We start from the raw sequence: 22,597 nt of genomic DNA, 5'->3' as shown, positions 1-22,597 counted from the left end.
ATCCGTTTACTGGCATGGCATTACCTCCTGGTCGGTTGCGTTGTTGTGGTCGGTTGGTCCGTTGGTGTCCCAACGGCGCCAGTCGCCGCGGGTCCAGCGGCGCCAGCTCTGGCCGGGATGTTCCCTCGCGGCCAAGCACACCCAGTCATTTCCGAAGAGATGCTGAAGGATTGGGTTGCGCTCGACTACCATGTCGATGCGCTTTAGCGGTGCCTGGACCACAGTCAGCAGCCGCATGGGTTCATGGCCGAACGCCTGGCCATCGGTCAGGGACTGTCGTGGTAACCCCAATTGGAGGTCGCCGCCGTGCCCAGCGAGCACACCCACGCCGCCGACGACATTGTGGATGGTCTTGGTGCCGGCCCCGAACATTTCCGGCGCCACGGTGGAGAAATAGTACTGGCAGTTGATCCATTGAGCTACCACCATGGGCGCGGTGAGGATGGTTTCCAGAGCGCTACCGTCTGCGTCGACCTCAGCTTCGTAGGAGTGCAGGAAGGCCCGCCGCTGCAGGTTCATGCCACGGGTGACCGCTCGGGGAGCCACGATGAACGCCGCGTTGCCGGCCAGTCCCCATTCCGGGAAGACCTGAGCCCAATCGAGGGAGCGTTTGGCCACGTGGCGGGCAGCCTGTGCCGGGCGGGGCTTAGCGGGCCCGCCGGGCAGTCCAAAGCAGCGCTCGGTGGCCAGTTTGGTACCGGCCATGCCTAGATCTGTAATCAGCCTTTGTATGTCGGCGTGATATCCAGCCGGAATCAGGTGCTGGTCCAAGATGTCGATTCGGTCGGTCGCGGTGTCGTGCTGAGCTGCGATGAACCGGGTGTCATCCGGAATCTCGATGCCCAGGTTGCGCAATTCAGCGCGGACGTCGGCGTCGTTGAGGATTGCCGCAGCGGTGCGCGCGTTGGGCCCTCCGGCCTGACCACCGCACGCCCCACAATCCAGTGCCGCCTGATAAGGGTTGTTTTCGGTGATACTGCCGTGTCCGCAGAGCACCACTAGCCGGGCGAAGTGGTTGGTGAGGCCCATGGTGGTCAGCGCCACCTGCGCGTAAAGGCTGCGCTGGGCCAGGTCGACGGTGTCGTTGATCGACAGCACGGTAGGAGCCGGCGGTGACAACCGGTCGCGTAGGCGCCGTCGTAGTGTGCCGCTGCCCGACGGGCTCAGGGTTTTCGCCGCCGCCCACGGACCGGCCGCCCAGCCCGCGGCTTCAGCCAAGGCGAACGGGGCGATTGGCGCCTTCTTGGCGACATGAAATGCCGACTCGGCGCTAGCCATCAGCTCGCTACCGGCGCGTCGGCGTCGCGCCGCCACCCCGGCAGCTGGTGCCGGGCTTTCACTGACATCATGCTGAGGCCGAATCAGTACCGGGCACAGGTCGTTTGGAGTGCCGCCGAGCAGTCCGGTGAATCGGATGGCGACGGCGAAGAAGCCGGCGAAGCCAAGCGTCTCGTATTGGCCCAAGGATTCGAAGTGGCGCCGCAAGCCCTCGGATCGGGTGTCGATGCAGCAGACGAGTTGGGCAGCCGGGCGCTGGTCACTGTAGTGCGGTTTGGCCTTGGCTATTGAACTCAGTAGCGCGTCGCGGTAGTGCGCTTCGTAGGCTTGTTGCCAAATCATCTGATGCGAGGTAACGGGTAACGCTGACAAAATTCGCGCGGCAGCACCCAGATCGTTGTCGCTGATGTCGCCGATTCCCGCACTGCGAGCCAGCGCTGCAGCCCGCTCGCGCGCCGAAGGGATGCGCGGCCGGATGCTCGTCACCGACGCGCGAGGTGCGCTTGCATTGTTATGGGCCAACATGATTGCTTCATAGGTCAGCCGCATCGCAAGGTAGTCCAGTATCCCTACGCCGGTTGCATGCTCGGCGGACCAGGGTACGTGGGCTGCCCAACCGGGAAGGCGCGTCAGATGGGCCTGCAAGTAGGTCACGCGGCCTTCGTCGGCCACCCCCAGCTGGGTCAGTGCTTGCAGTGCGGCATCGTCCGCCCGCCGCGGAGCCTCTCGCAGCGCCGCTCGCACCCTGCGGCTTAGCTTGTGGTCGCCCGCGGCCAGGGTGCGCCAAGCGTGATAGAAGCCCTCGCCATGGCCGGGCATCGGCCAGCCGGCTGCCGGGGATCCGAAGTATGCCATGCACCATTTGGCGGCCTGGGCGTCGATCTCCTCGGCTACCTGTGGTGCCGCCTGCTCGCTGCGGGTCATATTGCGCCGCAAAGGCTTTGGTGCGTAGCTGCCATTGAGCAAGTCGGCCCGCAACAACTCGGCCGGTGTCAATGTGCGTTTCCCCAGCTCGACGGGGTGCCCGTCGAGCAAGGCCGGGTAGCGCAGGCGCAGCGTGGTTTCGAGGTCGGCGTCGGTAATGCGTCCGAGGCGGTAGAGGTTCCGGTAGGCCGCTTCATCCAGAACACCTGCGCTGCCATAGAGGTCGCAGGCCCGCCGGACCGCCTGGTCGAACGGCATTGACTCCAATCCCGCCAGCGGGTTTACCGCGATAAAGGTCTTGAGCGGGTAATGCGTAGGTATCACCCGGGTGGCCAGGTTGACATCGCTGCGCAATTGCGCGCGGCGGGTGTCGATTGAGACGTGTTCAGCCAGAGTGGTCACTGCAACGCTCCTGTCAGTTGGCGAGTCATGGGATGGTTGCTCGACATGGACCGCGGTCGGGTCGATGAAACATGTCCAGCAACAAGTGCTTTGGCGTAGATGGTGCGTTGTACGCGGCCGGCCCAGCCGCTGGACGGAGCCTGCGTAGCAGCGTCAGCAGACCCAGGACGACGGCCACTGCCACGATGCCCGGAGAAGATGCGGGCGGTACGGTGGCCGGCGGCAAGTCGGGGCCCATGAATCCGGTTACGGCTTTGACTAGCGCCACATATCCGATGGCGGCTATCAGCAGTGCCATGGCTCCGGTGAGGGCGGCCCGTGCTCGTGGGCTGGTGGTCAACCAGCCGGTAAGCGCCGCCGCAGCCGTCGCCCAGGTGAAGACCAGCAGCACGTGTGCGGAGCCGTGCTCGCCAGGCGACGATGGCAGGATGCTGCTGGCCACATACAGTGCGGCGGCAGGTAGCAGCATGGCCGTGAGTTGGATCGCTGCCCAGCGGCGGGTGCTCAGCATCGGGGCGGGCGGCCTGTCGGCTTTCTGGCGGCGCTTGGCTATGACCGATCCTGACGACAGGAACAGGGTGGCCTTGTAGAAACCGTGGCCCACCAGGTGGAAGACCGCGGCGGCCGACAGACCTAGCCCATAGGTCATGATCATGAAGCCCATCTGCGCCATCGTGGAATAGACCAGCGAGCCCTTGATGTCGGATTTGGTGAGCATTACTACTCCGCCGTACAGCACGCCCAGCGTGCCGGCGGTAAAAGCCAGCCCCATGGCGAGGGCTGACCCGGTCACGATCGGACTCAACCGCACCAGCAACACTCCGCCGGCGTTAACCACACCCGCGTGCAGCAGTGCCGACACGGGCGTCGGTGCGGCCAAGGTAGCGGGCAGCCAGCGGTGAAAGGGAATCTGGGCTGATCGTGATAGCGCCGCTATGACAATCAGGCCCGTTGCGGCCAGCAGGGTTGGTGATGAGCCTTCGAACGGCCCGGGACTCAGGTCGAACAGGTTGATGTTGCCCCATCGGACCGTGAGCAATCCAACCGCTAACCATAGGGCCAGGTCGCCCAACAGGAACGCTGTTGCCGTGCGCACCACACCATCGCGGGCAGCCGGTAGGTTCCAGTAGGTGGCCTGCAGCAGGCACAGCGCGGCGCCGGCCACGGTCCAGCACACGGCCAGTCCGATGAGAGTTCCGGAGATAATCAGGCCGGCAGAGGCAGTGGTGAGCAAGCCGGTGCCAGTAGTGAACCAGCCAGATCGGCTGTCGCAGGCCAGATATCGCAGCGCGAAGACTTGCGCGACAGTGCTCACGCCGTAGGCGAGCACCAGCAGAATCGTGACCAACCTGTTGGCCCCGACTTGGGCTATCAGCGTGCCTTGGGGCGATAGCAGGGATGCCGAGATGGATCCGTGCACAGTCACGTGGACTGCGATCAAAACGGCGCAAAGCAGGCCCGCGCCGGCGGCTGCCGCACCGAATCGACCGACGAGGCGAGCAGGAAGCGGGGTGGAGAAGAGTGCGGAGAGCGATGCGATGAGGGGCAGCGCTATGACGCCAATGAGTAAGGCGCTCACCGGGCATCACCACCGGTTGCAGGTATCAAGGATGTGCTATGCATGTGAAACAAATTACGCGAGATAAACTACGTGCGGCAAGACTCGTGAAATATTTTTCGTCTAAATGGGACGGCCGGGAGGGGAAAGTGATGGGAAGGCGTTGCGTGGTTTCAGCGAAAATAGCTGTACTGCAGTAGATCTCGTAACTGTGCGCGCGAAGCAATTCGGGCGCACAGTCGCTGCTGGGCGTGTTGAAATGTCGGGCTCGCGGCATCCCCGACATCGCTCGTCACATCGCCGCGGTTACTCTTCCCCCGTCAAGGCGAATCGGCCGTCGGTGGTTTGAACAACCAATCCGTCGGCAAGCAGGGACTTCAGCGCGCGTGCACGCTGCGTGCAATCCCTCTGCCAGGCCACGTCCAGCTCGGCAATGGTGACTGGAGCGGTATTGGCGCGCAATACCTCCAGCAAGCGGCCGCGGGCTTGGCGGTCAGTTCCTGCATAGGCCTGCGCCCGACGTGGCGGTCCGTTGTCGGGTGGGTAGCCGGCTTGTTGCCATGTGCATCGGGTCAGCGGGCACAGGCTGCACCGCGGTGCACGCGCCGTGCATACGGTCGCGCCAAGCTCCATGAGGGCCACCGAGAACATCGGCGCCGTTTCATCACTGGGCATGAGAGCGAGTACATCGGCATGGTCGCGGGTGGCCGACGGTGAACCCGCTTCGGCGCGGCCATGGACGGCCCGGGCCACCACCCGCCGGACATTGGTGTCCACCACCGGAACCCGCTGCCGGTACGCGAAGCAGGCCACCGCGCGTGCGCTATAGCTCCCGACGCCGGGCAGGGTCAGCAGTGTATCGACGTCGTCGGGAACCACGTCGTCGTGGTCACCGGCGATGACCATGGCGCATTCATGCAAGCGTTTGGCCCGCCGTGGATAACCCAACTTGCCCCAGGCACGCAGCACATCGGCGGCCGTCGCCGTCGCCGTCGCCGATGCGGTGGGCCAGCGCCGCACCCAGTCCGGCCAGATCGGCAGCACCCGTGATACCGGGGTTTGCTGCAGCATGAACTCGCTGACCAGGATCTGCCACGGGCTCACGTCGGGCGCCCGCCAGGGCAGGTCGCGGCAACAACGCTCATACCAGGCAACAAGATTAGTGGCCGGTATGTGTTCGGGGCAGGTCATCGAAGGTTGCGGCACAATGGCTGGCATGCCCAACACCAATCCGATAACCGCCTGGAAAGCACTCAGTGAGGGTAACGAGCGATTCGTCGCCGGCAAGCCTCTGCACCCCAGTCAAAGCGTCGATCACCGCGCCAGCCTGGCCGCCGGGCAGAAGCCGACGGCGGTCATCTTCGGGTGCGCGGACAGCCGCGTGGCCGCCGAGATCATCTTCGATCAGGGCCTGGGCGACATGTTCGTGGTCCGCACCGCCGGTCACGTCATCGACTCGGCCGTGCTGGGCTCCATCGAGTACGCGGTTACGGTGCTCAACGTGCCGCTCATCGTCGTGCTCGGTCACGACAGCTGTGGTGCGGTGAATGCCGCGTTGGCCGCGCTTGACAGCGGCACTCTGCCTGACGGATATGTGCGAGATGTGGTGGAAAGGGTTGCGCCATCCATCCTGCTGGGAAGGCGTGATGGGCTGTCGCGGCCCGACGAGTTCGAGCAGCGCCACATACACGAGACGGTCGCCCAACTCCTGTCGCGCTCTACGGCCATTTCCAGTCGAGTCGCGGCGGGCACGCTGGCCATCGTGGGGGCCACCTACCAGCTTTCCGACGGACAGGCTGTGCTGCGCGACCATGTCGGTGATATCGGCGTGTAACGGCGGTTAAGGCACGCCTTGGAGGACCACTAACACGGCCGTTCCCCAGCTAACCCGGCGACACGCCGGGTCGGGTCAAACGAGTCGGCGTGACCTGGGCCTACGGTGTGAATGTGCTGGATCTGGAACCGCGTGGCCCGCTACCCACCGAGATCTACTGGCGGCGCAGGGGACTGGCCCTGGGCATCGCGGTCGTAGTGATCGGGGTGGCGGTCGCCGCTGTGATCGCCTTCGTCGGGAGTAATGCAGGTGCTAAGCCTGCCAATGCCGATAAACCGGCGGGTGCGCAAGACCATCCGGGGTCAAGTGCGCCGCAAGCGCCGGAACCGGCCGGGCAGACCGAAGGTAACGCGTCGGGCGCGCCGCCGCAGGGGCAGAATCCGGAGACCCCCACCCCCACCGCCGCGGTACAACCGCCGCCGGTGCTCAAGGAGGGCGACGACTGCCCGGATTCCACGTTGGCCGTCAAGGGCCTGACGAACGCGCCCCAGTACTACATCGGTGACCAGCCGAAGTTCACCATGGTCGTCACCAATATCGGGCTCGTGGCCTGCAAGAGCGACGTGGGCGCCGCGGTGCTCGCGGCCTACGTGTACTCACTGGACAACAAGCGATTGTGGTCCAACCTGGACTGCGCGCCATCCAATGAGACCTTGGTCAAGACATTTGCCCCCGGCGAGCAGGTGACTACCGCGGTGACGTGGACCGGGATGGGCTCGGCGCCCAAGTGCCCACTGCCGAGGCCCGCGATTGGGCCCGGAACCTACAACCTGGTCGTCCAGCTGGGTAACCTGCGGTCGCAGCCGGTTCCATTCATCTTGAATCCTGCGCCGCAGCCTCCCGGTCCGTTACCGTCTCCCGGCCCGGCTTTGGCGCCACCGCCCGAGGCGCCACCCGCCCAGGGCGGGTAGGCGGGCGCACGTCACTGGTCGGCGATCGTCGACTCGGCCAGCTGCGATAGTCCCTCTCGGACGTGAGGGGCCCACGTCGCGCCGATGCCTTCCACCGATTGCAGGTCGCTGGCGCTGGCCGCGAGCAAGCCCTGCAGGCTGCCAAAGGCCCGGACCAGCAGGTCGGTATGGCTGAACTGCAGTCGCGGGATGCCCGACATGGCGCGGTAGCCGCGCGGGCTCAGCGCCGAGTCCTGCGCCTCGGTCGTGGACGGATATCCGAAGATCTTCGCCAGCGCGTTGAAATCGAGTAGCTCGGTGTCGGTGATGGCATCCAGCTCGTCGAGGGTCGCGGTGATCTGTGCGGTGGCCAGCGGTTCGTGGTTGGCGTAGTAGTCCCGGACAATCAACTCCCGGGCGGTTTCGTTGTCGCCGAGCAACTCCTCGAGCTGCAGCCGCAGTTGTCGCCCATCGGTGCCGAGTTCGACCACGTCGTTGTCGATCTCGATGCCGATTCGCCGCACCAACTCGAGTCGCTGCACCACCGTCATCACGTCGCGCAGCGTCACGAAGTCCTCGATCTCCGCGCGGGATAGCTGCCGGCTGACCTCGTCGAGCCTGGTCTTGTACCGCTCCAGGGTCGCGATGGCCTGATTGGCGTGCGACAGGATGGTGGCCGAATCGCTCAGCACGTGTCGCTCACCGCCGACGTAGACGGTCACGATGTTCATCGAGTGGCTCACCGAAATCACCGGATAGCCGGTCTGGATGGCGGCCCGTTCCGCCGAACGGTGGCGGGTGCCCGATTCGTCGGTGGGTATCGACGGGTCCGGAACTAGCTGCAAGTTGGCCCGGATGAACCGGCTGCCATCGGTGGACAGCACCACGGTGCCGTCCATTTTGCACAGTTCCCGTAACCGGGTGGGCGCATAGCGCACATCGAGGGGGAACCCGCCGTCGCAGATGGCCTCGACGTTCTCATCGTGGCCCAGCACGATCAGGGCTCCGGTGCGGCCGCGCAGAATGCGCTCTAGGCCGTCCCGTAGCCCCGTGCCGGGCGCCAGCCGGGCAACAGCCTCACGAAGTGTCGGACGATTCACAGCGTGCATTCTGCTATGCGTCCGCCGCTAGTGGGAGGTGTCTAGCCGATGCACCTTCGCCGAAGGGGCGCTGCGGTGGTCGGCGATGTCGATCATGTGCTCGAGTGCGGCCACGATTGTGGGCGCGCAGAGCGTGCGCAGGCCCGCCGGCACCGCCTCGCAGCCGGGCGGGACCAGTGCGATGTTGAATCCCTGCCGGGCGGCCTCGGCCAGGCGCCGGTCCATCCCGTTGACCCGCCGCAGGTCGCCCGCCAGGCCGACCTCGCCGATCATCACCGCGGTGGTGGGTAGCGGCAGGTTCGCATACGCCGAGGCCAGTGCGATCGCGACGGCCAGATCCGATGAGGGATCGGTCAACCGCATCCCGCCGACGGTGGACAGATACATGTCGTTGACGGCCAGTGACAGCCGCGCGTGTTTTTCCAGGACGGCGCTGATCATGGCGGCCCGGGCATGGTCGATCCCGCTGACAGCGCGTCTGGGTGCCCCGCCGTTCGGCGTCGCCAGCAACGCCTGGACTTCCCCGATAAGGGGGCGTTTTCCATCCAGGGTCACCGTGATCGCGGTGCCGGGAACCGGTGTGGGGCGTTGATCCAGGAACAGGTTGGACGGATCGGCTACGCCCTCGATCCCGTTATCGTGCAGCAGGAAGCAACCCACCTCGTCGGCCGCGCCGAACCGATTCTTGACGCCACGGACCATTCGCAACCCGCCGTTGCGGTCGCCTTCGAAGTGCAGCACGACGTCGACCAGGTGTTCTAGCGAGCGGGGGCCGGCGATGGCTCCATCCTTGGTGACGTGCCCGACGAGAATCAGCGCGAAGCCATTGGACTTGGCCGCCGCGGTGAGCGCGGCGGTGACGGCGCGCACCTGTGTCACCCCGCCGGTAACGCCGTCGACCTCGCTGGTGGACATCGTCTGTACCGAGTCGACGATCACCAATGCCGACCCAACCGTGTCGATGTGGTCCAAGACCGCGTGCAGGTCGGATTCGGCGGCCAGATAGATCTCCGCGCTGTTGTCGATCGCTGAGACCTCGGAGATATCGGGGGCCGCCGGGCCGCCGCAGCCGATCCGGTCGGCGCGCAGCCGGATCTGCCCCGCGGACTCTTCGCCGGAGATGTACAAGACGCGTTGCCCCGACTGCGCCCAGCGGTGGGCCACTTCGAGCAGCAGCGTCGACTTGCCGACACCGGGCTCGCCGGCCAGCAGCGTCACCGAACCCGGCACCACACCGCCGCCGAGCACCCGGTCGAGTTCGTCGATGCCGGTAGGGCGGTGCCGGCTGAGATTGGGCTGGACGGAACTTATCGGAACGGCCTGCGACGTCGGTACCGCCGGACCGTGCGCCCGGCGACCCAGGCGACTGCCTCCGCCGACTGCGCTGAGAACGGACACTTCTTCGACGGTGCCCCAGCTGCTGCACTCCGGGCATCGCCCCACCCACTTGGCGGTGAGATACCGGCAGTCCGCGCAGCGGTATTGCAAACGTGCGTTGGCCACGCGGTGACCGTATCGGCTGGGTCTGACAGCCGGCCGGACGCTTAGTGCTTGTCTGGCTCGGCGGCTTCCACGTGCGGCTCGGCCAACGGCGCGGAAATGGGCACCATCACGGAGCCCTGCCCGGCCTTCTCGAAGTTGAAGGTGAAGTTGTACATCAGACCGTTGGTGATCGGCTTGGCCAACGCGACGGTGGCCTTGGCCGATTCATTCGAGTCCAGCGGACCCGGTGCGACGAGCTGGCCGTCCGGAGTGCCGATGAACAACATGCCGCCCGCCGGTAGTTGAGCGTCGCCGGTCATCGTGACCTTGCCGATGTCGCTGGTGATGCTGACGAGCCGATCCGACAAATCCGGTGACTGGTTCACTGCCACCAGCACCAAGTCCACATTGTGGCCGGGACGCAGGAAATCACTGGTCCGTTGGAGGGCCTGGATGCGGATGTCGCGCAGCGCGACGTTATTGATGGTGAGCCTGTTGCCGTTGACCGCCGACTCCTGCGACGCGGTTTGCGAGATCTGACCCGCTCCACAACCACTGAGCAGGGTGGCAGTCAGAGCGACCAGGCCGACCGATACGAGGCGGATTTTGAACAGGTTCACTCGAAGCCTCCCGCTGGGTTCGGAGCATCGTCGATCACATGACGGCGTGCTGACACCGATTCGACTATGCACAGTAGTAGGTAGCCGCTGCGGACGGTAGCGCAGGCGGCCTCGGCGCCGTCGTGGCGTCGCGATGGTTGGCGCCAGACCCGCCTGATCGGCGCCCCGATCAGGGCCGCCGGGGTGGTGAGCCTCGGCTTGGTCCAGCCGTAGTGAGACGGGATGTCTTCCCGGTTGTCGGGTTTGGGTGGGCGGTCGCATGTTCGCTGGCTGTGGGCGTGTCGGGGGTCGTCGAAGCGGCCGCGAACAGGGCTGGACGATGCACGTCTTGCACCTCCTGTCAACCCCCAATGTTGAGCCGCGATGCCCCTGACCTGCACCGTTGGACCGCAGTCGTTAGGGGGGCGTGTTAGCATGGAGTGACGAAAGGGGCCTAAATCAGATGATCTTCAAGGTCGGTGACACCGTTGTCTACCCACACCACGGTGCTGCGTTAGTCGAGGCGATCGAAACCCGAACTATCAAAGGGGAACAAAAAGAGTATCTCGTGTTGAAGGTGGCGCAGGGCGACCTGACGGTTCGAGTGCCCGCTGAGAACGCTGAGTACGTCGGAGTTCGCGATGTCGTCGGTCAGGAAGGTCTCGACAAAGTCTTCCAGGTTCTGCGCGCCCCGCACACCGAAGAGCCGACCAACTGGTCCCGTCGTTACAAGGCCAACCTGGAGAAACTCGCTTCGGGCGATGTAAACAAGGTGGCCGAGGTTGTCCGCGATCTGTGGCGTCGCGACCAGGAGCGCGGCCTGTCGGCCGGCGAGAAGCGCATGCTGGCAAAAGCCCGCCAGATTCTGGTCGGCGAACTGGCTCTCGCCGAAAGCACCGATGACGCTAAAGCGGAAACAATCCTCGACGAGGTTTTGGCCGCCGCTTCCTGATATCCCGAGTCGTTAGGTGGCCGGGGGAACCCAGGGCGTCGCCGCGATTGTTCCGGCCGCAGGGTCGGGTCAGCGGCTCGCGGCTGGCGTGCCTAAGGCGTTCTATCAACTCGAAGGCCAAACTCTGGTTGAGCGAGCCGTCAGGGGCTTGCTCGAATCCGGGGTGGTGGACACCGTCGTGGTGGCGGTACCCCCAGATCGCACCGACGAGGCAAAGCTGATCCTGGGCCGCGAGGCCACCATTGTGGCCGGCGGCGCCGATCGCACCGAAAGTGTGAGCCGGGCCTTGTCCGCCTTGTCTGCCGGCGTCTCGCCGGAATTCGTACTTGTCCATGACGCTGCGCGGGCGCTGACGCCGCCGGCACTGGTCGTGCGGTTGGTCGACATGTTGCGGGCTGGCCATGCCGCGGTCGTACCGGTGCTGCCGCTCACTGACACAATCAAGGCTGTGGATGCCAATGGGGTGGTTCTGGGTACGCCGGAACGCGCGGGGCTGAGGGCGGTGCAGACCCCGCAGGGGTTCTCCACCGAACTGCTGCTGCGCGCCTACCGACACGCGGGCGTCGCCGCCTTCACCGATGACGCATCGCTGGTTGAGCATGTCGGTGGGCAGGTGCACGTGGTTGCCGGCGACCCGCTGGCGTTCAAGATCACCAACCGTCTCGATCTGTTGCTGGCCCACGCGGTTGTGCGCGGGTGAACGGCCTACCCCGAGTGGGCCTGGGTGTTGACGTTCACCCGATCGAGCCCGGAAGACCATGCTGGCTGGTGGGGCTGCTGTTCCCGAGCGCCGACGGCTGCGCCGGGCATTCCGACGGGGACGTCGCCGCGCATGCGCTGTGTGATGCCGTGTTGTCGGCGGCCGGGCTGGGCGACATCGGTGACGTGTTCGGCGTCGGTGATCCACGCTGGGAAGGGGTCAGCGGCGCCACCATGCTGCGTCATGTGGTCGAGCTGATCACGCAGCACGGCTATCGGGTCGGCAACGCCTCCGTGCAGGTGGTCGGCAAGCGGCCGAAGATCGGCTGGCGACGTTACGAGGCCCAGGCGGTGTTGTCCCGATCGCTCAACGCCCCGGTGTCGGTATCGGCCACCACCACTGACGGACTTGGCCTGACCGGACGCGGCGAAGGTTTGGCCGCGATCGCGACGGCATTGGTGGTTTCCCTGCGTGATCCGCTGGGATCCCAGTAGGGCTCAGCGCGACGCTTGCCGCCATCGCATATCGCGCAGGCAGTAAGCTGGCACGCCGTGACCGAACGTGCCGGCTTGCGGCTACATGACACGGCGGCAGGTGCCGTGCGTGATTTCGTTCCGCTGCGCGAGGGCCACGTCTCCATCTACCTCTGCGGAGCGACGGTGCAGGGTCTTCCCCACATCGGGCACGTCCGCAGCGGGGTTGCCTTCGACATCCTGCGGCGCTGGCTGATGGCACGGGGTTTTGACGTCGCCTTCATCCGCAATGTGACCGACATCGACGACAAGATCCTCAACAAGGCCGCCGCTGCCGAGCGCCCGTGGTGGGAATGGGCCGCCACCTACGAGCGTGCGTTTACCGCGGCCTACGACGCGCTGGACGTCCTTCCGCCGTCAGCGGAGCCCAGGGCCACCGGCCACGTGACTCAGATGGTTGAGCTGATCGAGCGGTTGATCGAACGGGGCCACGCCTATGCCGGTGGTGGCGACGTCTATTTCGATGTCCTGAGCTATCCCGATTACGGCCAGCTGTCCGGGCACAAGGTCGACGACGTCCATCAGGGCGAGGGGGTGGCGACCGGTAAGCATGACCAGCGCGATTTCACCCTGTGGAAGGGTGCGAAACCGGGCGAGCCGTCCTGGCCGACGCCATGGGGCCGCGGGCGCCCGGGCTGGCACCTGGAATGCTCCGCCATGGCTCGCACCTACCTCGGCACACAGTTCGACATCCATTGCGGTGGGATGGATTTGATCTTTCCCCATCACGAGAATGAGATTGCGCAGAGCCGGGCCGCCGGCGCCGGGTTCGCCCGCTATTGGTTGCACAACGGGTGGGTGACCATGGCCGGGGAAAAGATGAGCAAGTCGCTGGGCAACGTGTTGGCGATTCCGACCATGCTGCAGCGGGTCCGCCCGGCCGAATTGCGCTACTACCTGGGTAGCGCCCACTATCGGTCGATGCTCGAGTTCTCCGATATCGCCCTGCAGGACGCGGTGAACGCCTACGTCGGGGTTGAGGAGTTCCTGCACCGGGTGCGCAGCCGGGCCGGTGCCGTCGTTGTGGGTGACTGGACGCCGCGATTCGCCGCAGCGCTCGACGACGATCTTTCGGTCCCGATCGCGCTGGCCGAAATTCACCACACCCGCGCCGAAGGCAACCGCGCACTCGACGCCGGTGACCACGATGCAGCGCTGCAAAGCGCCAGCTCAATTCGCGCGATGATGGGCATCCTGGGCTGCGACCCGCTCGACGAACGCTGGGAATCTCGGGACGAGACGTCGGCCGCCCTGGCGGCCGTCGACGTGCTGGTCCAGGCCGAGTTGGAGAACCGCCAGAAGGCGCGCGAAGAGCGTAACTGGGCGCTGGCCGATGAGATTCGCAACCGCCTCAAGAACGCCGGTATCGAGGTCACCGATACCGCCGACGGACCGCGGTGGCTGTTGGGTGGTGACGGTAAGTAGATGGCTGGTAATTCTCAGCGCCGGGGAGCGATACGCAAGTCGGGCACCAAGAAAGGCACCAGCGTCGGATCCGGCGGCCAGCGCCGTCGTCGTCTGGAAGGGCGCGGTCCCACGCCGCCGGCACACATGCGGCCCAACCATCCCGCCGCGAAGCGGGCCAAAGCGCAGCAGCGCCGGCCGGCCCGAGGCCGCACTGACGAAACCGAAACCGTGCTCGGCCGCAACCCGGTGCTGGAATGCCTGCGTGCCGGCGTGCCGTCGACGGCGCTCTACGTTGCGCTTGGTGTCGAAGCGGACGAGCGACTGACCGAGTCCGTCTCTCGAGCCGCCGACTCCGGAATTCCGATCCTCGAAGTGCCCCGGACCGATTTGGACCGGATGACCGCCAACCATCTGCATCAGGGCATCGCGCTGCAGGTGCCGCCGTACAACTACGCCCATCCCGATGATCTGCTGGCTGCCGCATTGGATACGCCGCCAGCGCTTCTGGTCGCGTTGGACAACATCTCCGACCCGCGCAACCTCGGCGCCATCGTGCGTTCGGTGGCGGCCTTCGGTGGCCACGGTGTGCTAATCCCACAACGTCGTTCGGCTTCGGTGACGGCGGTAGCGTGGCGCACCAGCGCCGGGGCGGCTGCCCGGATGCCGGTCGCGCGGGCCACCAATCTCACCCGAGCCCTGAAGGATTGGGCCGACCGCGGCGTGCGGGTGGTGGGCCTGGATGCCGGCGGCGACACCGCCATCGACGACCTGGACGGCAGCGACCCGATCGTGGTGGTCGTCGGTTCGGAAGGCAAGGGGCTGTCCCGGCTGGTGCGGCAGACCTGCGATGAGGTGGTATCGGTGCCGATGGCCGGCCCGACCGAATCGCTGAACGCCTCCGTGGCCGCCGGTGTGGTGCTCGCCGAAATCGCCCGTCAGCGCAGAACCTGACGCCGGCCGCGCACCAGCTCGATCACAGGCCCAGCAGTCGCACGCTGACCCACAACCCGATTACCGCGGCTACCAGCGCAACCGGGACTGTGCACAACCCGAGTCGGGTGTACTCGCTGACCCCGGCCTCGACGTTGTGCTGGCGCAGTACCCGCCGCCACAGCAGATTCGAGAGCGAACCTACATAGGTCAGGTTAGGTCCGATGTTGACCCCGATCAGCACGGCCAGTACGGCCGCCGGACCGTTGCCCGCCACCAACGGCATCAATACCAGCGTCGCGGGCAGGTTGTTGACCACGTTGGCCAGCAGCGCGGCCACCGTGGCGATCACCAGGAGCGCCGTCAGCCCCGATCCCGATGGCACCACCGCGGACATCTTGTCAGCGATTCCGCTGAGCATGACGGCCTGAACGACCACCCCCAGCGCCAGCACGAACACCAGGAACGACACATTGGCCGAGCGGGCAATCTCGATTACCGAGGTGTGGCGATGGCGCAGGCTGCGCACCGCCAATACGGAGGCACCGGCCAGGGCCGCCCATGCGGGCGCCACGCCCAGCGACTCGGCGGTGGCGAACCCGACCAGCGTCAGCCCCACGACCACCAAAACAAACACCGGCGGCCGCGGGGGTGGCCCCACATGCTCACGATTGCGCTCTGCGACCAGATCCCGTGCGAAGAACCAGCGGAAGATCACGTACACCGCAGCTATCGCCAACAGCCACGGCAACGTCATCACCAGGGTGAATTTGGTGAACGAGATGTCGGCCCCACGGTAGGCGAGCAGGTTGGTCAGGTTTGACACCGGCAGCAACAGCGAGGCCGCATTGGCCAAGTGGGCCGTGGCGTAGGCATATGGCCGAACGGGTGTTCGCAATCTGCGCACGGTGGCCAGGACCACCGGCGTCAACAGCACCACGGTGGCATCCAGACTCAGCGCCGCGGTGATCAGCGCGGCTACCACGAAAACCTGGCCTAGCAGCCCGTGTGAACTGCGGCTGGACCGCGCCATCGCGGCACCCGCGGCTTCGAACAGGCCTTCGTCGTCGCAGAGTTTGGCCAGCACCAGCACCGCGCCGAGGAAGGCGACCACTCCGGCCAACCCGGAAACCTGTGCCGCCGCCTGCTGCGGCGAGATGGCGCCCATCGCGATCAAGATGCCGGCCGCCGGAACCGCGGCCACCGCCTCGGGCCACCCGCGCGGACGTGCTATCGCAAACGCGAGGACTACCGCTAGCAGTAGCAGCGCAACCGTTAGTGTCAAGTTTCAGCAGCTCTTTACGTCTTTACACCCAGGGATACTCGCGTTGCCACACGGTCGGCATCTGCAACGGGATGCCGTCTTGTGCGGCCAACTCATCGAGAATACGGATGGACATATCCAGGTCGTCGGCCGCATAAGGAAAGGCCCGCATCGGCTTTGACAGCGGGCGGAAGACGTCGTCCCAGTGGACAAGGACCACGCGGCGTGCCCCGACCGCGCGCACCACCTCGTTCCAATAGTCGATCAGGTATGACCGCCGTTGCAGCCCCAGCTGGCCGACGCCGAGGTAGACGACCTCGGCGCGGTAGCCGTCCAGCGCGCCGGCGACGAATCCGGCGCTGCCCTGGATCAGCAGCCGCCGCCCCGACGGTCGGTGGTGGATGTGTGTCGACCAGGCTTCACCGCAGCGGTAGGCCGACGCCTTTACCGGTGGGACCACCGGCTCGCTGATCACCCCGGGAAATCGGTCCGGGGGCAGTGGTGTGACTCGATCAGGGTGACGTCGAAGGCGCCCAACTCCATCGACTGGCCGGGGACAGCCACCAGCAGGCGATCCTCGGCCAGCCCGTAGCCGCGCCCGATATTGGCCGCCGATTCGCCACCGACCAACAGCGCGCCGGTACGGTCGGCCACCAGTGCGGAGTCCATCGCGTGGTCGATATGGGTGTGCACCGGTATGACGGCCGCCAGTTCCGACGCCTTGGCTTGGGCTAGGCAGCCGTCGACGCGCGCCGCCGATGGCGCCAGCTTGCCGGCAGCGACCTGCGCCAGGCTCGGCCGGGAGAAGTATCCGTCGGTCATCAGCGCCGATGAGCCGTCGTCGAGTAGCACCGTCGACACACCGATCCACATCGCCGAGAGCACAGCATCGGGCTTGGCAGCGGGAACGCCAAACCGATGCGAATAGCGCTTGAGGTCGGGCCGCCCGAATCGAAGACGCATCAGCAAAACGCCCTTATCTCGTTGCCGGCCGCCGTCAGCCGGTCCCGCACCGCCGTCGCGATCTGCACCGCGCCGGGCGAATCCCCGTGCACACAAATCGATTCCATGGTGATCGGGACTTGCCTGCCGTCGACCGCGGTGACCTTGCCCGAGGCCACCATGGACACCGCCCGCTGCGCGATCGCCGCGGCATCGGCCAGCACCGCACCGGGCTCGCGACGCGAGACCAGTTGTCCGTCGGACCGGTAGGCGCGATCGGCGAACGCCTCGGCGACCGTGCGTAGCCCAAGGTCGGTCGCTTGTTGGAAAAACACCGAGCCCGTCATCCCCAGCACCGGCAGCGTGGCGTCCACCATCCGTACCGCCTCGGCGACGGCGGCCGCCTGGTCCCGGTGGGTCACGATGGTGTTGTACAGGGCGCCATGGGGTTTGACGTAGGACACCGTGGATCCACAAGACTGGGCTATGGCCTGCAATGCGCCGATCTGGTACACGACTTCGGCGACCAGATCTTCCGGGTCCACATCGATGAAACGCCTGCCGAAGCCAGCAAGATCGCGATAGCCCACCTGGGCTCCGATCCGCACCCCCCGCTCGGCGGCCGCCCGGCACACGCGAAGCAGGCCGGCAGGTTCTCCGGCGTGAAAGCCGCAGGCCACGTTGGCGCTGGTGACTATTCCAAGCATGGCGTCGTCGTCGCCCAACTGCCAAATGCCGAAGCCTTCGCCCAAGTCGGCGTTGAGGTCGATATAGGGCACGTGCCTAGCTTATGGGGACTATTGGGGTATCCGGGAGATCACCTGGTCGATGAAGTTTTCCAGCGCCGAGGTCGTGTTTTTGCTCATCAGGCAGACCCGCGCCTCGGCGAGCACACTGTCCTGCAACGCCATCGCGTGCGAGCACCTCCATCGGGTGTCTTCCTGTTGGCGCAGCAACACCTCGATGCGCGAGCCGCTGGCGATCACAGGTCCGGTGTTGAAGTAGCTGTGGTTGCCGTTGGAAGAGTGAAAGCCGTATCGCCGATTCGCGCAGCCCTGCCAGTCCTGGCCCGCGCGCTGTAGCAATGCGGCGGCATCGGCGGCGACGGGAAACGATGTGAGTAGCTGTGTGACGTCGGCCTGTACGACATTGGGGCTGGTCATCTGGTTGCCGCGCATCGCGACCCAGCCGCTGTTGGCGTAGACGGACGTGTCGCCGATCGACGCCAGCCCCAGGCAGGTGGGATCGTCGACGACCTTGGACCCGTCGGCTGTGCCGGTAATCGCGCCGACCAGCGACATGTTGGTTCCACCGACTAGCGCCACCACTTGTTGCTGAGTCAGCAGTGCCCCCTCCAGTGCGGCCGCCGCCACAATGCGTGGCGCTGCTCTGGTGGTTGTGGTGGGGGCATGGCCCAGGTTGGCGGCCGGCAAGGCGGTGCCCGCCACGGTGGTGCTACAGCCGGCCAGCGCTAGAGCGGCCGTCGCTGCCAGCGCCATCGCGCCCCGCGCCAGCCTCAGGTGGGGAACCCAGCCGGTTACCTGCATGGCCCGCTGCGGGCCTACTGTTTGGCGGCTTTGGCCGCGATCTGTTGCGCAACATCGGCCGCCACCGAACCCGATTGGCTGTAGGCGCACGTCACCACATCGATGGCGACGTTGTTGCGCACGGTCAGAGCCCGTTGGCAGGTCCATCCGTCGCCGGCTTCCTGGACCTGGGAGGTGCTCAGCATGCCGTTGTCATTGACGACGTCGGAGACCGTCCAGATGGTGTCGGGTTGGTCCGTGCTGACGTCGGTGAAACGGCGATTCGAGCAGTTGCCCCAACTGCGTACCGAGGAGTTGTAGAAAGCGCTGGCATCGTGGGCGCTGGGAAAGGCCACAACGGCCTGAATGGCGTAGTGCTTGCGTCGCTTGGAATCATCGACGCTGTCGTCCATCCGCTGGCCTCGCATCGCGGTCCAACCGGTGCCGGCGTACACCTCGTCCTGGGCGGGGCCATCGACTGCCAAGCAGTTCTTGTCCGAGATGTTCTTGCGCCAGTCCCACATCGCCTTGGCGTTGAACCAGACTTTCATCGAGGTCGCGCCCAGTGCGCTGTCGATCTGGCTGACGTCGAGCAGGAGATCGTCCAGCGCTGAAACGGCGATCGGAGTCTGGTTCAACGGCCCCGACATATCCGCGGCCACTGCATTGCCATCGACGATGTTGGCGCAACCGGTGACGAGCATGCCCGCACCTCCCACCAGCGCCGCTAGCGCGGCGACTCGCTGGCGCACTATTTCCTCCCCTCACGACCCCCAACGACGGCCGCAAGTCGGTGCACCCGGCTTGACGACCGTGTGCGACCAGGATAAACGCTGCCTCAGCGGTGGCGCCCCAGCAGTCGACAAATCAGATAGATCAGGAAGGAGATGGTGGCCACAAACACCGACACCGGTACCCCGGGGGCCAGGGACAACACGATGCCACCCACGGCCGCCACCTCCGCGAAAACCACCGAGGTCAGGATCGCCGCGGCCGGTGCGGTGACCACTCGCGCGGCCGCGGCGGCCGGGGTGATCAGCAAGGACATCACCAGTAGGGCTCCGACGATCTGGACCGCCTGAGCCGCCACCACGCCGACTAGGGCGGCAAAAACGATGCTCAGGGTGCGCACCGGCACGCCGCGGGCCGCGGCGACGTCGGGGTCGACGGTGGCGAACAGCAGCGGCCGGTAACAGATCGCCAGCGCCGCGACGACAAGAACGCAGATCAGCGCCAGCATGGTCAGGCCGGAATAGCCGACGCCGACGATCTGGCCGGTCAGTAGCGCGAAGCTGGTTCCGGTCCGTCCCGGGTAGAGGTGGATGAACAGGACTGCCAAGCCCATCCCGAACGCCAGCACGACGCCGATCACCGAATCACGCTCGCGGGCACGCTGGCCCAGAATGCCGAACAGTGCCGCCGCCAACGCGCTGCCCACCAGCGCGCCCACGCCCACCGGCAACCCGGACAGCAGCGCGAACGCCGCTCCGGTCAGCGACAACTCGCTCGAGCCGTGAACGCCGAACGACATCTGGCGCATCACGACGAACGGCCCGATCAACCCGGCTACCAGCCCGAGCAACGCGGCGGCTATCAGTGCCTGCTGGACGAAGTCGTGTCTGAGTAGGTGGGCGGTGATGTCGAACGCGAACAGATGGTCCAGCATGTCGACGAGCCGGTCGTTGGTCATCGGAGCCCGTCCTGGGCGTCGACTACCAAATAGCGGGTGTGGGGGCCCTTGACGACTTTGATCACCTCGATATCGGCGCGGTACAGCGTCGAGAGGGTCTGGCTGGTCATCACCTGCTCGACGGTGCCGATCAGGAATCGTCCGTCGACCAGATAGAGCACCCGGTCCACGTACGGCAAGATCGGGTTGACCTCGTGGGTGACCACCATGACCGCGGTTGCGGCCTCCCGGCGACGGCGATCGAGTAGGGCGGCGACCAGGTTGGCGTTGGCCGGGTCGAGGGCCAGTAGCGGTTCATCGCACAGCAGCAACGACGGGTCGCTTGCCAGTGCCTGGGCGACGCGTATCCGCTGCAGCTCGCCCCCCGACATCAGCCCCACCCGGACGTCGGCAAGCCGCTCACCGTCGACCTGCTGCAGCGCCCGCTGCACGGCTTCGCGGCGACGGGCCCGCTCGCCCGAGCGCAACGCAACCGCACCCCACCGGCATCCGTCGACACCCAGACCGACCAGGTCGCGCCCGCGCAGCATCACCTCCCGGTCGATCGGATGGTGCTGTGGGACATAGCCGATATGACCGCGGCGCGTTCGACCGGTGTCGAGGCTGGCGCCGTCCACCAGCGCCACACCTGCGTTCAACGCGACTTCGCCGAGCAACACCTTGAGCAACGAGGTCTTGCCGGTGCCGTTGGGCCCGAGCACGGCGATGAATTCGCCGCGTGACACCGACAGATCGAGGTCCTCCCACAGGACCCGATCGCCGAATGCCAGCCGCGCACCGCGCAGCGCAATTGCCGGTTGGTTCAACTGGTTCAAAGACGTGCCTAGCGGCCGGACCGCAACGCCGCCGCCAGCTGGTCGACGGTGTTGCGCTGCCAGGTCAGGTAGTCGGTGTCGATCGGCATGGTCTCGGACACTTCGGCCACGGGCACCCCGGCCCGGTGCGCGGCGGCCTGCAGACCGGCGGTCGTGGCGGTGGCGGTCTGCGGGTTGACCAATAACGCCGCGACCTCCCGGCGGTCGATCAGGGTCAGCACCGAGGCGAGGTCGGCGGGTGCCGGATCGCTGTCGTTCTCATTGGCCTGAGCGAATGCGGCCGGGGTGCGATTGACCAGTCCGGAGGCCGCTAGCAGGTAGTGCACCACGGGTTCAGTCGCGATGACCCCTACGGCCGGGTGCTCGGCACCGATGGCACGTTCGGAATCGACGATGGCGTCCGCGTTGCGGCCGAACTCGACCGCGTTGGTCCGGTATTCGGCGGCATGGGCCGGGTCGATGATCGCCAGCCGTTCGGCGATCGTGGCGGCGACGGACTTGGCGACGTGCAGGTTGTAGAATACGTGCTCGTCGGGTGGGCGTGCCGCATCGGTTCCCAGCAGGGAGTAGGCGTCGATTGCGTTGATGGCCGGATGGTTGGCCAGCACGTTGTCCACCCACGGGTCGTAGCCGCCGCCGTTGTAGATCAGCAGACTGGAGTCGGCGATCATGGCGGCGTCGACCGGACTGGCCTGATACGAGTGCGGGTCCGAAGCCGCGTCCGTGAGGATTGAATTCACCGCGAGATGTCCTCCGGCGACGGCGCGCGCCACGCTGCCCCAGACATCGGTTGATGCCACCACCGCGGCCGCGCCGGGGTGCGCGTCGTGGTCGGTTCCGCACGCCGCAACACCGGTTGCGCCGAGCACGGATAGCAGGATGGCCGAGAACCCGTGTGCCACCCTGACCCGCAACATACCTCTAATAGTAATGACAACCGTTTCCATTAGAAACTCGACGGCAAGCATCACGAGAAATGCCCGTGAAGCGTCCTCGGTGGATCACGTAAAAATGCCCGCGAAACGGTCGATCCTTGGCAGGCATGGGAAGTGGGCTGTCGATGTCGTCTCGGGCCGAGATCACCGCGAAGTTCGCCAGGGGGTATGTGGGGGCGCCGAAGGCGGGCAAGGGGCAGATTCTGGATCAGGTGGTGGCGGTCACCGGCTGGTCGCGTGACAACGCCCGGCGGCGGTTGAGGGCGGCGGCCGCGCCGGCGGGAGCGGGTCGGCAGGTCGCCAAACGGATTTGCCGGCAACGCAATCCGAAGTACTCCTAGGATGCGCTCAAGGTGTTGCAGAAGGTGTGGGCGGCCTCAGGCGGGCAGTGCGGCCGGTACCTGGCCGCTTCCATGGCACTTCAGTTGGATGCTCTAGAACGCCACGGCGAACTGGTGGACGGCCGTGACCGTTACGGCCCGGCGGTGCGTGCCGAGCTGTTGGCGATGAGCAGCGCCACGATCGACCGCTACCTGCGCGGCGCCAAGGCCCGCGACCAGATCTCGGGTGTGTCGACGACGAAACCCTCCCGCTGCTGCGGTCCTCGATCACCATCTGCAAAGCAGGCGATGAGGCCGAAGAATCTCCGGGGTTCTTCGAAGGCGACACCGTGGCGCACTGCGGCCCGACACTGAAAGGTGAGTTCGCCCGCACGGTCAACCTCACCGACATGCACATCGGCTGGGTGTTCACCCGCACGGTGCGCAACAACGCCCACCCCACATCCTGGGCGCCCTCAAAACCGGAATTACTAAAATCCCTATAAGGTAACGGGT

23 protein-coding genes and 1 pseudogene are annotated in these 22,597 nt (G+C 66.0%); 10 read left to right on the top strand and 14 right to left on the bottom strand.

Translation table 11 applies throughout. The features are described from left to right. Nucleotides 1-6 precede the first annotated feature (6 nt). From G6N41_RS02555 to G6N41_RS02545, 3 genes are all read right to left on the bottom strand, one after another. Nucleotides 7-2,604, bottom strand: coding sequence for a DUF2309 domain-containing protein (locus G6N41_RS02555; protein WP_198966513.1), 2,598 nt, complete (start codon nt 2,602-2,604; stop codon nt 7-9). Between the two features lie 25 nt (nt 2,605-2,629). Further along, nucleotides 2,630-4,030: a proton-conducting transporter transmembrane domain-containing protein gene (locus G6N41_RS02550; protein WP_198966512.1), complete on the bottom strand. Its 1,401-nt coding sequence runs from the start codon at nt 4,028-4,030 to the stop codon at nt 2,630-2,632. A gap of 438 nt (nt 4,031-4,468) precedes the next feature. Next, entirely contained in the window at nt 4,469-5,380 is a 912-nt protein-coding gene (locus G6N41_RS02545; protein ID WP_198966511.1) for an A/G-specific adenine glycosylase, read from the bottom strand. On the opposite strand from G6N41_RS02545, the gene G6N41_RS02540 reads away from it, so the two are divergent. Further along, nucleotides 5,379-5,996, top strand: coding sequence for a carbonic anhydrase (locus G6N41_RS02540; protein WP_036456724.1), 618 nt, complete (start codon nt 5,379-5,381; stop codon nt 5,994-5,996). The genes G6N41_RS02545 and G6N41_RS02540 overlap by 2 nt on opposite strands. A gap of 113 nt (nt 5,997-6,109) precedes the next feature. After that, nucleotides 6,110-6,907, top strand: a complete 798-nt coding sequence (locus tag G6N41_RS02535; RefSeq protein ID WP_198967685.1) for a hypothetical protein — start codon at nt 6,110-6,112, stop codon at nt 6,905-6,907. 11 nt (nt 6,908-6,918) lie between these two features. Here G6N41_RS02535 and disA read toward each other — a convergent pair whose 3' ends face one another. From disA to G6N41_RS02520, 3 genes are read right to left on the bottom strand one after another with little or no spacing between them, the layout of a single operon-like run. After that, on the bottom strand, nt 6,919-7,995 hold the full coding sequence (disA, locus tag G6N41_RS02530; RefSeq protein WP_198966510.1) for a DNA integrity scanning diadenylate cyclase DisA: 1,077 nt from the start codon (nt 7,993-7,995) through the stop codon (nt 6,919-6,921). Nucleotides 7,996-8,013: 18 nt separating this feature from the next. After that, nucleotides 8,014-9,489 carry a DNA repair protein RadA gene (radA, locus tag G6N41_RS02525; RefSeq protein WP_015357440.1) on the bottom strand — a complete coding sequence of 492 codons (1,476 nt, stop codon included), beginning with the start codon at nt 9,487-9,489 and terminating at the stop codon, nt 8,014-8,016. A 41-nt stretch (nt 9,490-9,530) separates the two neighbouring features. Beyond that, nucleotides 9,531-10,088, bottom strand: a complete 558-nt coding sequence (locus G6N41_RS02520; RefSeq protein WP_012396605.1) for a hypothetical protein — start codon at nt 10,086-10,088, stop codon at nt 9,531-9,533. 442 nt (nt 10,089-10,530) lie between these two features. Between G6N41_RS02520 and carD the strand changes: the two genes are divergently transcribed. The 5 genes from carD to rlmB are packed head-to-tail and all read left to right on the top strand — an operon-like array spanning nt 10,531 to nt 14,610. After that, a complete protein-coding gene (gene carD / locus G6N41_RS02515; RefSeq protein ID WP_003419482.1) occupies nt 10,531-11,019 on the top strand; it encodes an RNA polymerase-binding transcription factor CarD in 489 nt (162 codons plus the stop codon). Between the two features lie 16 nt (nt 11,020-11,035). Further along, entirely contained in the window at nt 11,036-11,719 is a 684-nt protein-coding gene (gene ispD, locus G6N41_RS02510; protein WP_012396604.1) for a 2-C-methyl-D-erythritol 4-phosphate cytidylyltransferase, read from the top strand. Next, nucleotides 11,716-12,213, top strand: coding sequence for a 2-C-methyl-D-erythritol 2,4-cyclodiphosphate synthase (gene ispF, locus G6N41_RS02505; RefSeq protein WP_198966509.1), 498 nt, complete (start codon nt 11,716-11,718; stop codon nt 12,211-12,213). The genes ispD and ispF overlap by 4 nt, the downstream gene beginning before the upstream one ends. Before the next feature lie 57 nt (nt 12,214-12,270). Beyond that, nucleotides 12,271-13,677 (top strand): cysteine--tRNA ligase, encoded by a 1,407-nt coding sequence (gene cysS, locus G6N41_RS02500; protein WP_198966508.1) that lies wholly within the window; start codon nt 12,271-12,273, stop codon nt 13,675-13,677. Continuing rightward, the gene (rlmB, locus tag G6N41_RS02495; protein ID WP_198966507.1) at nt 13,678-14,610 is read left to right on the top strand and encodes a 23S rRNA (guanosine(2251)-2'-O)-methyltransferase RlmB; all 933 of its coding nucleotides are present in this window, start codon (nt 13,678-13,680) and stop codon (nt 14,608-14,610) included. Nucleotides 14,611-14,632: 22 nt separating this feature from the next. Here the strand turns inward: rlmB and G6N41_RS02490 are convergent, their stop codons facing one another. The 8 genes and pseudogenes from G6N41_RS02490 to G6N41_RS02455 all read right to left on the bottom strand — a co-directional run bounded on the left by G6N41_RS02490 (nt 14,633) and on the right by G6N41_RS02455 (nt 21,743). Further along, nucleotides 14,633-15,874, bottom strand: a complete 1,242-nt coding sequence (locus G6N41_RS02490) for an SLC13 family permease (protein ID WP_198966506.1) — start codon at nt 15,872-15,874, stop codon at nt 14,633-14,635. Between the two features lie 22 nt (nt 15,875-15,896). Further along, nucleotides 15,897-16,816: pseudogene (locus tag G6N41_RS02485) on the bottom strand (MBL fold metallo-hydrolase). Beyond that, a complete protein-coding gene (locus tag G6N41_RS02480; RefSeq protein ID WP_020730836.1) occupies nt 16,816-17,574 on the bottom strand; it encodes a LamB/YcsF family protein in 759 nt (252 codons plus the stop codon). The pseudogene G6N41_RS02485 and the gene G6N41_RS02480 overlap by 1 nt, the downstream one beginning before the upstream one ends. An 18-nt stretch (nt 17,575-17,592) precedes the next feature. After that, complete coding sequence (locus tag G6N41_RS02475; protein WP_231608790.1) at nt 17,593-18,294, bottom strand: sensor domain-containing protein; 702 nt, start codon at nt 18,292-18,294, stop codon at nt 17,593-17,595. 62 nt (nt 18,295-18,356) lie between these two features. After that, entirely contained in the window at nt 18,357-19,025 is a 669-nt protein-coding gene (locus G6N41_RS02470) for a sensor domain-containing protein (RefSeq protein WP_407663767.1), read from the bottom strand. Nucleotides 19,026-19,159: 134 nt separating this feature from the next. Next, complete coding sequence (locus G6N41_RS02465) at nt 19,160-20,011, bottom strand: metal ABC transporter permease (protein ID WP_198966503.1); 852 nt, start codon at nt 20,009-20,011, stop codon at nt 19,160-19,162. Continuing rightward, the gene (locus G6N41_RS02460; protein ID WP_198966502.1) at nt 20,008-20,826 is read right to left on the bottom strand and encodes a metal ABC transporter ATP-binding protein; all 819 of its coding nucleotides are present in this window, start codon (nt 20,824-20,826) and stop codon (nt 20,008-20,010) included. The genes G6N41_RS02465 and G6N41_RS02460 overlap by 4 nt, the downstream gene beginning before the upstream one ends. Nucleotides 20,827-20,834: 8 nt before the next feature. After that, entirely contained in the window at nt 20,835-21,743 is a 909-nt protein-coding gene (locus tag G6N41_RS02455) for a metal ABC transporter solute-binding protein, Zn/Mn family (protein ID WP_198966501.1), read from the bottom strand. 143 nt (nt 21,744-21,886) lie between these two features. On the opposite strand from G6N41_RS02455, the gene G6N41_RS02450 reads away from it, so the two are divergent. The 3 genes from G6N41_RS02450 to G6N41_RS02440 all read left to right on the top strand — a co-directional run bounded on the left by G6N41_RS02450 (nt 21,887) and on the right by G6N41_RS02440 (nt 22,587). Further along, complete coding sequence (locus tag G6N41_RS02450; RefSeq protein WP_198968084.1) at nt 21,887-22,102, top strand: hypothetical protein; 216 nt, start codon at nt 21,887-21,889, stop codon at nt 22,100-22,102. A gap of 72 nt (nt 22,103-22,174) precedes the next feature. Then, the gene (locus G6N41_RS02445) at nt 22,175-22,456 is read left to right on the top strand and encodes a hypothetical protein (protein WP_198965176.1); all 282 of its coding nucleotides are present in this window, start codon (nt 22,175-22,177) and stop codon (nt 22,454-22,456) included. Beyond that, a complete protein-coding gene (locus G6N41_RS02440; protein ID WP_198965232.1) occupies nt 22,432-22,587 on the top strand; it encodes a hypothetical protein in 156 nt (51 codons plus the stop codon). Before G6N41_RS02445 ends, G6N41_RS02440 begins: the two co-directional genes overlap by 25 nt. Nucleotides 22,588-22,597: the final 10 nt, after the last annotated feature.

It is taken from the genome of Mycobacterium shottsii, assembly GCF_010728525.1.
In the GTDB taxonomy this organism is placed as follows: domain Bacteria; phylum Actinomycetota; class Actinomycetes; order Mycobacteriales; family Mycobacteriaceae; genus Mycobacterium; species Mycobacterium marinum.
Note: the sequence above shows the minus strand (reverse complement) of the source record. Positions and strands in the feature narration are given on the sequence as shown.

What these genes read in the sequence shown, in the direction of transcription:
- G6N41_RS02465 (WP_198966503.1), bottom strand. Translation starts at nt 20,011, where the DNA reads ATGACCAACGACCGGCTCGTCGACATGCTGGACCATCTGTTCGCGTTC.
- G6N41_RS02455 (WP_198966501.1), bottom strand. Translation starts at nt 21,743, where the DNA reads ATGTTGCGGGTCAGGGTGGCACACGGGTTCTCGGCCATCCTGCTATCC.
- G6N41_RS02475 (WP_231608790.1), bottom strand. Translation starts at nt 18,294, where the DNA reads ATGGCGCTGGCAGCGACGGCCGCTCTAGCGCTGGCCGGCTGTAGCACC.
- disA (WP_198966510.1), bottom strand. Translation starts at nt 7,995, where the DNA reads ATGCACGCTGTGAATCGTCCGACACTTCGTGAGGCTGTTGCCCGGCTG.
- G6N41_RS02470 (WP_407663767.1), bottom strand. Translation starts at nt 19,025, where the DNA reads ATGCTCGTCACCGGTTGCGCCAACATCGTCGATGGCAATGCAGTGGCC.
- G6N41_RS02545 (WP_198966511.1), bottom strand. Translation starts at nt 5,380, where the DNA reads ATGCCAGCCATTGTGCCGCAACCTTCGATGACCTGCCCCGAACACATA.
- rlmB (WP_198966507.1), top strand. Translation starts at nt 13,678, where the DNA reads ATGGCTGGTAATTCTCAGCGCCGGGGAGCGATACGCAAGTCGGGCACC.
- G6N41_RS02540 (WP_036456724.1), top strand. Translation starts at nt 5,379, where the DNA reads ATGCCCAACACCAATCCGATAACCGCCTGGAAAGCACTCAGTGAGGGT.
- G6N41_RS02450 (WP_198968084.1), top strand. Translation starts at nt 21,887, where the DNA reads ATGTCGTCTCGGGCCGAGATCACCGCGAAGTTCGCCAGGGGGTATGTG.
- G6N41_RS02445 (WP_198965176.1), top strand. Translation starts at nt 22,175, where the DNA reads ATGGCACTTCAGTTGGATGCTCTAGAACGCCACGGCGAACTGGTGGAC.
- carD (WP_003419482.1), top strand. Translation starts at nt 10,531, where the DNA reads ATGATCTTCAAGGTCGGTGACACCGTTGTCTACCCACACCACGGTGCT.